Here is a 12,038-nt window from a genome sequence, read left to right as displayed (position 1 = left end):
GGAGACCATGAATGACCTTGGCTAGAAAACTCGTGCTTTTGCTGATGGCGGCCGGAATGCTGGTTGCCGTCTTCCTCGAAAGCGTTCCGGCGCAGAGCGAAGAGATGAAACACGACATGGGCGCCATGGCGACGGACGCGACCAGTCCTTCGACCGAAGGCTACAAGGCGGCGATGGACAAGATGCATGCCGACATGATGGCGTCCGAGTACACCGGCAATGCCGATGCCGATTTCGTCCGCAGCATGATCCCGCACCATCAAGGCGCCATCGACATGGCCAAAGTCGTGCTTGCCAACGGCAAGGATCCGGAAATCCGCAAGCTGGCCGAAGGCGTCATCGCCGCTCAGGAAGCCGAGATCAAGCAGATGCAGGCATGGCTCGCCGCTCATCCGGTGAAGTAAGGTTCAGGCAACCGCCAAGGCGGCGAGAACGCCTGTGGATTTCTCGCCCAGCCTGTGATGCGATCCGGCCCCACTGGAGCCCGCCATGCCATCGACCATCAGAACCACCAAACTGCCCTCAGGCGAAGCCGTTCAGGTGCTTGGTCAAGGCACGTGGAAGATGGGCGAGGATATCGGTCGCCGTGCCGATGAGGTGAATGCCCTCAAGCTCGGCCTCGACCTTGGCATCACGCTGATCGACACCGCCGAAATGTATGCAAGCGGCGGCGCCGAGGAGGTGGTGGCCGAGGCTATTGCCGGGCGCCGCGACGAGACCTTCCTGGTCTCGAAAGTTCTGCCATCGAACGCTTCGCGCGCGGGCGTGCAGCGCGCCTGTGAAAACAGCCTGAAGCGCCTGCGCACCGACCGCATCGATCTCTATCTGCTGCATTGGCCCGGCAGCGTGCCGCTGGCGGAAACGGTCGCGGCCTTCGAGGCCCTGAAAAAAGCCGGCAAGATCCGCCACTGGGGCGTCAGCAATTTCGACGCCGACGAGATGGAAGAGTTGGTCGGCTTGCCCGACGGCGGCAATGTCCAGACCAACCAGGTGCTCTACAATCTGGTCCGGCGTGGCCTCGAATTCGACCTGGCGCCATGGAGCCGGCAGCGCGGCATCCCCTTGATGGCCTATTCGCCGGTCGAGCAGGGCACGCTGGCGCGCAATGCCAGGCTCGACGCCGTCGCCACCCGCCACAATGCGACCCCGGCGCAAATCGCCTTGGCCTGGGTGATGCACCAGGAGAGCGTCATCGCCATTCCGAAAGCCAGCAGCCAGCAGCACGTCCGCCAGAATGTCGCCGCGCTGGATATCAAGCTTACCGGCGAAGACCTCACCGAACTCGACCGCGCCTTCCCGGCGCCGACACGCAAGCGCGGGCTGGAGATGATCTAGGCGCTGATAGTGCAGGCCGCATTCCGTCACACCCCCCTCTGTCCTGCCGATCTTTACCGGCTCGCCAGCCCCTTCAGCCGGTAGAGCGCCTCCAGCGCCTCGCGCGGCGTCATCTCGTCGGGATTGATCGCGCCGAGCGCGTCGCCGAGCGCATCGTTTTTCGTCGGCTTCGGCGCTTCGCGCTTCACCGCCACCGAAAACAGCGGCAGGTCGTCGACCAGGCGATTGGTCTTGCCTGAGACCTCGCCTTCTTCGAGCTGATGCAGCACTTCCTTGGCCCGGTCGACCACCGCCTCCGGCAGCCCGGCCAACCGTGCCACCTGCACGCCGTAGGAGCGGTCGGCGGCACCCTTGCCGACCTCATGCAGGAAGACGACGTCGTTCTCCCATTCCTTGACCCGCATGGTGACGTTGTGCAGTCGCACCAGCTTGCCGGCGAGCGACGTCATCTCGTGGAAATGGGTGGCGAAGATCGCCCTGCAGCGGTTCTTCTCGTGCAGATATTCGACCGCAGCCCAGGCGATCGACAGGCCGTCGAAGGTGGCGGTGCCGCGGCCGATCTCGTCGAGGATCACCAGCGCGCGCTCGCCGGCCTGGTTGAGGATTGCCGCCGTCTCGACCATCTCGACCATGAAGGTCGAGCGGCCGCGCGCCAAATCGTCCGAGGCGCCGACACGCGAGAACAGCCGGTCGACGACGCCGATATGGGCTGATGCCGCCGGCACGAACGAGCCGGTCTGGGCCAGGATGGCGATCAGCGCGTTCTGCCGCAGGAACGTCGACTTGCCGCCCATGTTGGGGCCGGTCAAAAGCCAGATCGCGCCGTTCCTGGCACTACCCTCCGGCGACAGGTCGCAATCATTGGCGACGAATGGGCCTTCGCCTGAGCGGCGCAGCGCCTGCTCGACCACCGGATGCCGCCCGCCCTTGATCTCGAAGGCAAGGCTCGAATCCACCACCGGCCGGCACCAGGCTTCGCTTTCCGACAAGAGCGCGAGTGCCGCCGACACGTCGAGCACGGCCAGCGCATCGGCGCCGGCGCGGATCTTTTCGGCTTCGCCAACCGCCTCCGCAGTCAGCGCATCGAAGGCGGCCAGCTCAATGCTGAGCGCCCGGTCGGCGGCATTGGCGATCTTGGTCTCGAGTTCGGCAAGCTCGGTCGTGGTGAAACGCATGGCGTTGGCCATGGTCTGGCGGTGGATGAAGCGCGCCTTGGCGCCATCGCTGCCGGTCATCACCGCATGATGGTTGGCGGTCACCTCGATGTAGTAACCGAGCACATTGTTGTGCCGGATCTTCAGCGAGCGGATGCCGGTTTCGTCGATCAGCGAGCGCTCCAGCCCGGCGATGACTTTTCGCGATTCGTCGCGCAGCGCCCGCATCTCGTCGAGATCCGGATGGTAGCCGCCGCGAACGAAGCCGCCATCGCGCTTGAGCAGTGGCAGTTCGTCGCCAAGCGCCTGCGTCAGATGTTGGGCCAATGCCTGGGGCAGCGCCTGAATGGCGGCCAATGCCGCCGTGAGTTCCTGGGGCAGGGCGGTCGCGGCAAAAATTTCAGCGATCGCGCCGGCCGCCTCGAAACCGGCGCGCAGCGCGCCGAGGTCGCGCGGCCCGCCCCGGTTGAGCGCCAGCCTGGACAGCGCGCGCGGCATATCTGCGACGCTCTTCAGGCTCGATCGCACCGCCTGGCAGAGCCGCGTCTCGGAGCGGAAGAACGACACCGAATCCAGCCTGGCACCGATCGCTGCCGGGTCGGTCAGCGGCGCCATCAGCCGGTCGGCGAGCAGCCTTGCACCGCCACCGGTGACCGTGCGGTCGATCGCCTTGAACAGCGAGCCTTCGCGGCTGCCCGACAATGTACGCAGCAGTTCGAGATTGCCGCGCGTCGCCGGATCGATGAACAGCGTCGAGCCCTGCTCCTCGCGCTCGGGACGTGACAGCGGCGGGCGCTCGGCCTTCTGCGTCTTCTCGACATAGGCGATAGCGCCGGAGATCGCCGACAGCTCGGCACGCGAAAACAAGCCAAAGGAGTCCGGCGTCGCCACATCGAAGAAGCGGGCGATGCGCCCGGTGGCCGAGGCCGAATCGAACAGCGACGGCGGCTGCGGGCTGGCGACTCGGCCGAGCACGTCGAACACCGGCTTCAGCTCCGGATCATGGAACACCGGCTCGGCGACGATCAATTCACGCGGATCGACACGGAAGATGTCGGCCAGCAGCCGGTCGGCGGTGGTGTCGGTGACGCGGAAGGCGCCGGTCGAAATGTCGATCCAGGCCAGCGCAACGGCGTGATCGCTGCCGCCACCCTTCACCCGCCCCAGCGCCATCAGGAAACTCGATTCCGATGGCGCCAACAATTTGTCCTCTGTGATGGTGCCCGGCGTCACCAGTCGCACCACGTCGCGGCGCACCACCGATTTTGAGCCGCGTTTCTTCGCCTCGGCCGGATCCTCGATCTGCTCGCAGACGGCAACGCGGAATCCCTGGCCGATTAGCTTCTGCAGATAATCGTCGGCCGCATGCACCGGCACGCCGCACATCGGAATGTCGAGCCCTTGATACTTGCCGCGCTTGGTCAGCACGATGCCCAGCGCCCGGCTCGCCTTCTCGGCATCGTCGAAGAACAGCTCGTAGAAATCGCCCATGCGGTAGAACAGCAGCGAATCCGGGTTCGCCGCCTTGATCTCGATGAACTGCTCTATCATCGGCGTGGCGCCGGCGGTGGGCAACGGCGTCATGGCCTCGGGGGCGTCCGGCTCGTTCGGAGTATGCATGTTCATGCACGGCACGCTAGCAGATGTGATCGCGCGGTTTAATGCCGAGGCTTCGAAAAACAGGGGACGACCGGGCTGCCGGGTGTTCGCAATTTCCTGGACGACCCGCGATTCCCAAGTGCTGGCGGTTTACACGCGGCGGCGCGTGGTCTTAATTCGGATCGAAACAAAGCACCCGCTTCAACGAGGTGCTGCACCGGTGAGGAAATCAAGAACATCATGGCCAGGAAAACCGAGAACAACGGTCCGTCCGTCAGCGCGCAGGAAGCGCTTGAATTCCACGCCATGGGGCGCCCCGGCAAGCTGGAAGTCGTCGCCACCAAGCCGATGGCAACGCAACGTGATCTGAGCCTCGCCTATTCGCCTGGTGTCGCGGTTCCGGTTCTGGCCATCGCCGAGGACCCCAGCCGCGCCTTCGACTACACGACGCGCGGCAACATGGTCGCCGTCATTTCCAACGGCACCGCCATCCTCGGCCTCGGCAATCTCGGCGCGCTGGCCTCCAAGCCGGTGATGGAAGGCAAGGCGGTGCTGTTCAAGCGCTTCGCCGATGTCGATTCCATCGACCTCGAGGTCGACACCGAGGATGCCGACGAGTTCATCAACTGCGTGCGTTTCCTTGGGCCCTCTTTCGGCGGCATCAACCTGGAGGACATCAAGGCGCCGGAGTGCTTCATCATCGAGCAGCGGCTGCGCGAATTGATGGACATCCCGGTCTTCCACGACGACCAGCACGGCACCGCCATCATCTCGGCCGCCGGCCTGATCAACGCGCTGGAGGTCACCGGCCGCGACATGAAGACCACGAAGATGGTCTGCAACGGCGCCGGTGCGGCCGGCATCGCCTGTATCGAGCTGATGAAGGCGATGGGCTTCGCGCCCGAAAACATCACTTTGTGCGACACCAAGGGCGTGGTCTTCCAGGGGCGCACCGAAGGCATGAACCAGTGGAAGTCGGCGCATGCGATCAAGACCGAGGCGCGCAGCCTCGCCGAGGCGCTCGACGGCGCCGACGTCTTCCTCGGCCTCTCCGCCAAGGGCGCGCTGACCACCGCCATGGTGCGGTCGATGGCCAAGAACCCGATCATCTTCGCCATGGCCAATCCCGACCCGGAAATCACGCCGGAGGAAGTGGCCGAGATCCGCACCGACGCCATCATGGCCACCGGGCGTTCTGATTATCCCAATCAGGTCAACAACGTGCTCGGCTTCCCCTACATCTTCCGCGGTGCGCTGGATGTGCGGGCAACCACCATCAATGACGACATGAAGATCGCCGCCGCGCAGGCGCTGGCAGCGTTGGCGCGCCAGGACGTGCCCGACGACGTCGCCGCCGCCTATCAGGGCAACCGGCCGAAATTCGGCCCCAACTACATCATCCCGGTGCCGTTCGACCCGCGCCTGATCTCGGCCATTCCGATCGCGGTGGCCAAGGCGGCGATGGATTCAGGCGTCGCCCGCAAGCCGATCCTCGATCTCGACCGCTACGCACAGGAACTCTCCGCCCGCCGCGATCCGATCGCCTCGACCCTGCAGCGCATCTACGACCGCGTGCGCCGCCAGCCCAAGCGCATGGTCTTCGCCGAGGGCGAGGAGGAGCAGGTTATGCGCGCCGCCGTCTCCTATGTGAACCAGAAGCTCGGCACCGCCATCCTGCTCGGCCGCGACGACGTTATCAAGGACAACGCCAAGCTCGCCGGCATAGACCTCAACAAGCAAGGAATCGAGATCATCAATGCACGGCTGTCGCGCCGCAACGGCATCTACACCGACTATCTCTACGAGCGCATGCAGCGCAAAGGCTTCCTGTTCCGCGACTGCCAGCGGCTGATCAACAACGACCGCAATCACTTCGCCGCCTGCATGGTGGCGCTGGGCGATGCCGACGGTATCGTCACGGGCGTGACCCGCAACTATTCCACCGCGCTCGACGACATCCGCCGCGTCATCGATGCCAAGCCCGGCCACCGCGTCATCGGCGTGTCGATCGTGCTGGCGCGGGGCAAGACCGTGCTGGTCGCCGACACCGCCGTGCACGATATGCCGAACGCCGAGCAGATCGCCGACATCGCCGAGGAGGCGGCAGGCTTTGCCCGCCGCATGGGCTACGAGCCGAGGCTCGCCATGCTTGCCTATTCGACATTCGGCCATCCGCAGGGCGAGCGCTCCGAACGCGTCCAGGAAGCCGTGCGCATCCTCGACAAGCGCCGCGTCGATTTCGAGTATGACGGCGAGATGGCCGCCGACGTCGCGCTCAACGCCCGCGCCATGGCGCAATACCCGTTCATCCGGCTGACCGGCCCGGCCAATGTGCTGATCATGCCGGCCTTCCATTCGGCCTCGATCTCGACCAAGATGCTGCAGGAACTCGGCGGCTCGACGGTGATCGGCCCGCTGCTGGTGGGGCTGAACAAGCCGGTTCAGATTGTATCGCTCAATGCCAAGGACTCAGACATCGTCAACATGGCGGCGATCGCGGCGTATACGGCGGGGACTTGACGAAACGGTCCGCGCCGCGGACGAAAAGCCGAGGATCTGGCTTTCTGACGGGACGGGTGTCCAGAACGCCGCCGGACGTTAGCCCATAAGAGATTGATAAGATTCAGCTGATATAGAAAACCTCTTGCCGACATGCCGTAACGGCATCTACGGCGCGCTCAGACCGCCAAACGGGGGTGCGGCCATGAAGCATGACGGAGTTCCAGCATCCGCGGTCGGCCACGGGGCCTACCACGACGAGCGCCTGGACGCGCTTCTCAGCATCACCGGCCGCATGGACGGCTATCTCTACCGCTGCCGCAACGATGCGTCCTACACCATGCTCTACATCAGCGACGGCATTCTCACTGTTAGCGGTTATCGGCCGAGCGATTTCATTCACAACGCGGTGCGCGACTATGTCTCGGCCATCCATCCGGATGATCTCGCCGCCGTCTACGCCGCCGTCGACGGCGCGCTCGAGACGCGCTGCAACTGGAACGTCGACTATCGCATCGTCCCGCGGGTCGGCGAACCGCTATGGGTGCGCGAGATCGGCGGCGGTGTCTGGGACGACACCGGCGAACTCGAGTTCCTGGAAGGCTTCGTCGTCGACATCAGCGACCGCAAGGTTGTCGAGGACCTCAATTCCCAGCTGCTGCTGGATCTGAAGGCAGCCAACGAGGAGCTGTCCGCGCAGAAGCGGGAGATCGAGCTGGCGAAGCTGCAGAGCGACCATTCGGCCAACCACGATGCATTGACCGACTTGCCCAACCGGCGCGCCTTCCACGACGAACTGAAATCGGTGGTCGCGCGCTGCGGCGCCACCGGCGAGGCGGCCGGACTTCTGTTCATCGATCTCGACCGGTTCAAGGAAGTCAACGACACGCTCGGCCACGAGGCCGGCGATGCGTTGCTGCAGCGCGTGTCGAAGAACCTTCGCTCCATCCTGCGCAGTGACGATTTCGTGGCACGGCTTGGTGGCGATGAGTTCGCCTTCCTGTTTTCGGGAGAGCCGGACCTCGCGCGGCAAAAGGCGGTGCGGGTCGCCGAGCGCATCCTTGAAAGGCTGCAGATCAAAATCCCGGCGCCGGATAGCGCCATCCAGATCGGGTGCACCGTCGGTGTCGCCATGTATCCCCTGGATGCCGCCGATTCGGATGCACTAGTCGCTGTCGCCGACCGGCTGATGTATATCGGCAAGAAAAGTGGCCGCAACCGGTTGGTCACTGCCGGGGAACTGACTGCGGAACAACAGCCGTCGTCCGGATCTCGCCACCCAATTCGCAAGACCGCCTAGGCGCGACTGGGGTGCACCAAAGCCATCAAGCCGGCGCGAACACGCGTGCGGCCTCGACGACCTCCTCGACCTGATCCTGCCGCAGCAGGTCGATCGGGACTTGGCCTTCGAGGTCGGCTGAGGGGCGCGTCAGCCACAGCCACGCCAGCCTCGGATTGCTGATCAGGGACAGCACGGCGCGGATGCCCGCCACCGGTCTGCCGTCGACGAACTGCGCCAGCGGGAAGACATGTTTGCGGCCGCCCTTGCGCAGGGCGATGACCTCGCCCCGCCTTTGCCAGCGGTGCAGCGTCGACCGCGCGATGCGCAGGTTCTCCTCAAGATAGGTCGATCCGGCGACGCGGCCCGCCCAGTCCTCGATCAGCATCGATTCGAGGTCGTCGGACTTTGGCGGCGAAGTTTGCTCGATATCGGCCAATAGCGTCGTCGGCGGATTTGTGGCGCCAGTGATACCGGCTTCGCCGCGGCGCGCAGCCTCCGCCGCCAGCGCGCGCACGAATTTCGAGGCCAGGCCGGGAAGGTCGGCGTGGATGGTGTCGATGGCGCGCTGGTGTTTCGGCGACAGCAAGGTGACCGCGGAAGCTATGCTGCCGGCGATCTTGCCGACCGAGACCATGGTGGGCTTGTTGATGGCCTCGTCATAGTGGGCAAGCGCGCGATCGACATCCTCCGCGACCATCTCTGCGAAGTCGTCCTGCTTGAGGCCCTGGATCTGAAATCTGTTCATGCATGTGTCTTCCGGGCCGCGCGCTCCTCCCAGCGGCCGGCTGTTGAACTTCTAGAGCGGAAAGCGGAAATCGCGGCGGCAACAGATACAGCGGCCCGACAGCTTGCTGTCTTGCATTTTTGACACCCCAACTGGCCGAGGGCGCACCGAAATGTCAGTCGGGGCGCCTGGATTGCGTGTAGGTGCGATGTGTGACAGCCGCGCGACGGTGAGCGCACCGGCGGCCAAGCTGCCGATCTCCCCACTTGTGGGAGAGATGCCCGGCAGGGCAGAGGGGGGCGCGAAGGATCGCTACGGAGCGATGTTTGCGTCCGAGCTCTTCGATCGACGGCGCGCCATGAAAATCATGCCATCCATTTTTGGGCTGGCGGCAATGTAAAGCCGTGCAGATGCTGGTGGGACAACGCCCCCCTCTGGCCTGCCGGCCATCTCCCCCACGAGGGGGGAGATCGGCAGTTGTCCCTAAAGCAACCCTGCCTGCTCAGCCTCGCGGCGCAAATTCTGCCGCGGCCTGGGGCCGATCTGCTGGATCACCAATCCGGCCGCCAGTGAGCCAAGGTCGCCGCAGGTCTGCAGGTCGCGGCCTTGCGTGTAGCCATGCAGGAACCCGGCGGCATAGAGATCGCCGGCGCCCGTCGTGTCGACCAGCTCCCTGATCGCGGTTGCCTTGATGACCACGGTCTCGTCGCCGCGCACGATCACCGAGCCTTTCTCCGAACGGGTCACGGCGGCGATCCGGCAATCCTTGCGGATCTGTGCCAGCGCCTCCTCGAACGACGATGTCTGGTAGAGCGACTTGATCTCGTGGCTGTTGGCAAAGACGATGTCGACCGTGCCCGAACGCATCAGGTCGAGGAACTCGTCGCGATAGCGGTCGACGCAGAACGAATCCGACAACGTCATGGACACTTCGCGGCCTGCCGCGTGCGCCAGCTTCGCCGTCTGCCGGATCGCTTCCTTGGCGCGCGGCGGATCCCACAGATAGCCCTCGAAATAGGTGACCTTGGCGCCAGACGCCTTGTCGGCCTCGACATCCTCAGGGCCGAGCTCGACGCAGGCGCCGAGATAGGTGTTCATTGAACGCTCGCCGTCGGGGGTGACGAAGATCATCGAGCGCGCTGTCGGCGGCTCGCCCTTGAGCGGCCTGGTGTCGAAGGCGACGCCCTGCGCATGGATGTCGTGGGCATAGATTTCGCCCAGCGCATCGTTGGAGACCTTGCCGAAGAAGGCCGCGCGGCCGCCGAAGCTTGCGACACCGGCCGCCGTGTTGCCGGCGCTACCGCCGGAGGCTTCGATCGCCGGGCCCATGCGGCTGTAGAGCAGTTCGGCGCGCCGGGTGTCGATGAGGTTCATCGCGCCCTTGATAATGCCGTTGGTCTCGAGGAATTCCTCGTCGCACTGGGCGATGATGTCGACAATGGCATTGCCGATGCAAAGCACGTCATAGTTCGGCATCAATGTCTCCGCCAAAAACCCGAGCCGGCTTCTTGCCACGCCGGCCCGGCGCGGGTCTAGCGATTTGAAACCGTTTTGCCTAGGGCGTGACACGCAACTTTGGCGGATCAGGCTGGAACAGGCCAAAGGCGCATCCGCCACGAGGCGCTATGACAATTCGACCGTGGCCGAAGCATTTCATCGCCACACGGCCTACAAGCCTGGCTCAGCCGATTCCGTTTCGAAGGCGAGCCAGCCCACCAATGTCCACAAAGAGCATCTCTACAAGGAACGAGCCAGCAAAGAACGACATGACGACCGACCTGGCACTGCTCGCCGTGCTGGCAGTGCTCTGGGCCGCCTCCTACACCTTCATCAAGATCGGCATCGAGACGATCCCGCCGGTCACCTTCATTGCCGCCCGCACCCTGATCGCGGGTGGCATCCTGTTCGCCGTCATCCGCTGGCGCGGGCTGGCCATGCCGGGCGATGCGGCAAGCTGGCGTCGGTTCGCCTTCCAGGCATGCCTCAACAGTGTCATCCCGTTCACCCTGATCGCTGCGGCCGAACGTTCGGTCGATGCTGGCCTCGCCACCATCCTGAACGCGACCTCGCCGATCTTCACCTTCCTTTTGACCGCGCTCATCACCCGCCACGAGCCGGTCACGTTGCGCAAACTGATTGGCGTCGGCGCCGGCATTGCCGGTATCTGCCTCATCATTGGCACCGAGGCGCTGGGTGGTCTCGGTCATGAACTGTGGGCACAATTGGCAATTGTCGCGGCGACGATCTGCTATGCCGGCGCGGCGATTTTCGGCCGTGGTTTCAAGGGCCTCGACCCGATGCTGCCGGCCGCCGGCTCGATGCTCTGCGGTGCAGTCATTCTCGTGCCGCTCAGTCTTGTGTTCGACCAGCCATGGACGCTGGCGCCATCAACGGCGTCGATCCTGGCCTTGCTAGGCCTGTCGGTCTTTTCCACCGCGCTGGCTTTCGTCATCTATTTCCGCCTCATCCACACGCTGGGCTCGGTCGGCACCACCTCGCAAGCCTATCTGCGCGTGCCGATCGGCGTCGGCATCGGCGCCCTCTTCCTTGGCGAAAGCCTGGGTTCGACGGCATGGCTGGGAATGGCGTTTGTCGTAGCCGGGGTGGCAGCGATGACCATCCCGGTTCGCAACCCGGCGTTTGCACGGTAAACGCCCAACGCTTGTGCTCGCGGCTTGCGCTGCCTATCTCGGAGGCGTCCGCCCGTGCGGTGGTATCCGCTAGAGGGGTCCAAGCACAGTGATTTTCGACGCTGCCCGCACCGCGGCCTTCGAGCTGCTCTCGCCTCCCTTTCGCGCCGTGTTCTTCAAGACGCTTGGGCTGACTTTGCTGGCGCTGGTGGCCTTGTGGTTCGGTCTGACCAGCCTTGTCGAGTGGCTGGCCCTGCCATGGCTGCAGACGCTGTTGCCCGGCATGCCGTCCTGGGCCGGGTGGCTGGGCGGCATCATCGCGGCTATCGCGCTTGCCTTCGGCGTGGCGCTGCTCATCGCGCCGGTGACGGCTGTTGTCGCCGGCCTGTTTCTCGACGATATCGCCGACGTGGTCGAGCGCACCGACTATCCCGGCGATCCGCCCGGACGCGCCATGCCGGCGCTGCGCTCGCTGGTGCTGTCGATGCGATTCCTCGGTGTCGTCGTCCTCGGCAACATCGTCGCGCTGCTGCTGCTTCTGGTGCCGGGCGTCAACATCGCCGCCTTCTTCATCGTCAACGGCTATCTGCTTGGGCGCGAGTTCTTCGAATTCGCCGTCATGCGCTTTCGCGGGGAAGACGAGGCCAGGGCCTTGCGCAGGCACTATGCCGGCACCGTGTTTCTCGCCGGGCTGCTCATCGCTGCCTTCCTCGCCGTGCCGCTGCTCAACCTAGTGACCCCGCTGTTCGCCGCCGCCATGATGGTGCATCTGCACAAGGCGATCAGCGCGCGGGAAATTACCCGCCGGGGCTAGG

The 12,038-nt window shown here is 64.7% G+C and carries 9 protein-coding genes; 6 read left to right on the top strand and 3 right to left on the bottom strand.

The features are described 5' to 3' along the window. Positions 1-11 precede the first annotated feature (11 nt). Positions 12-404 (top strand): CopM family metallochaperone, encoded by a 393-nt coding sequence (gene copM / locus NKH19_RS08195; protein WP_352868970.1) that lies wholly within the window; start codon positions 12-14, stop codon positions 402-404. Between the two features lie 85 nt (positions 405-489). After that, positions 490-1,335, top strand: coding sequence for an aldo/keto reductase (locus tag NKH19_RS08190; protein ID WP_352868967.1), 846 nt, complete (start codon positions 490-492; stop codon positions 1,333-1,335). A gap of 53 nt (positions 1,336-1,388) precedes the next feature. On the opposite strand, the gene mutS is transcribed toward NKH19_RS08190, so the two are convergent. After that, positions 1,389-4,115 (bottom strand): DNA mismatch repair protein MutS, encoded by a 2,727-nt coding sequence (gene mutS / locus NKH19_RS08185; protein ID WP_352868964.1) that lies wholly within the window; start codon positions 4,113-4,115, stop codon positions 1,389-1,391. Positions 4,116-4,328: 213 nt separating this feature from the next. On the opposite strand from mutS, the gene NKH19_RS08180 reads away from it, so the two are divergent. Then, entirely contained in the window at positions 4,329-6,608 is a 2,280-nt protein-coding gene (locus NKH19_RS08180; protein WP_352868961.1) for an NADP-dependent malic enzyme, read from the top strand. A gap of 184 nt (positions 6,609-6,792) precedes the next feature. Beyond that, positions 6,793-7,887: a diguanylate cyclase domain-containing protein gene (locus tag NKH19_RS08175; RefSeq protein WP_352868958.1), complete on the top strand. Its 1,095-nt coding sequence runs from the start codon at positions 6,793-6,795 to the stop codon at positions 7,885-7,887. 25 nt (positions 7,888-7,912) lie between these two features. Here NKH19_RS08175 and NKH19_RS08170 read toward each other — a convergent pair whose 3' ends face one another. Both NKH19_RS08170 and NKH19_RS08165 read right to left on the bottom strand, forming a co-directional pair. Then, positions 7,913-8,614, bottom strand: a complete 702-nt coding sequence (locus tag NKH19_RS08170; protein ID WP_352868955.1) for an antitoxin Xre/MbcA/ParS-like domain-containing protein — start codon at positions 8,612-8,614, stop codon at positions 7,913-7,915. A 462-nt stretch (positions 8,615-9,076) separates the two neighbouring features. Then, on the bottom strand, positions 9,077-10,069 hold the full coding sequence (locus tag NKH19_RS08165; RefSeq protein ID WP_352868952.1) for an adenosine kinase: 993 nt from the start codon (positions 10,067-10,069) through the stop codon (positions 9,077-9,079). A 290-nt stretch (positions 10,070-10,359) separates the two neighbouring features. Between NKH19_RS08165 and NKH19_RS08160 the strand changes: the two genes are divergently transcribed. Together NKH19_RS08160 and NKH19_RS08155 are read left to right on the top strand one after the other, a co-directional pair. After that, positions 10,360-11,244 carry an EamA family transporter gene (locus NKH19_RS08160; protein WP_352868950.1) on the top strand — a complete coding sequence of 295 codons (885 nt, stop codon included), beginning with the start codon at positions 10,360-10,362 and terminating at the stop codon, positions 11,242-11,244. Positions 11,245-11,332: 88 nt separating this feature from the next. Then, positions 11,333-12,037 carry a sulfate transporter family protein gene (locus tag NKH19_RS08155; RefSeq protein ID WP_352868947.1) on the top strand — a complete coding sequence of 235 codons (705 nt, stop codon included), beginning with the start codon at positions 11,333-11,335 and terminating at the stop codon, positions 12,035-12,037. Position 12,038 lies beyond the last annotated feature (1 nt).

It is taken from the genome of Mesorhizobium sp. M1338 (genome assembly GCF_040318045.1).
In the GTDB taxonomy this organism is placed as follows: domain Bacteria; phylum Pseudomonadota; class Alphaproteobacteria; order Rhizobiales; family Rhizobiaceae; genus Mesorhizobium.
The sequence above is the reverse complement of the archived record's forward strand: the minus strand, read 5'-3'. Positions and strand labels throughout refer to the sequence as shown.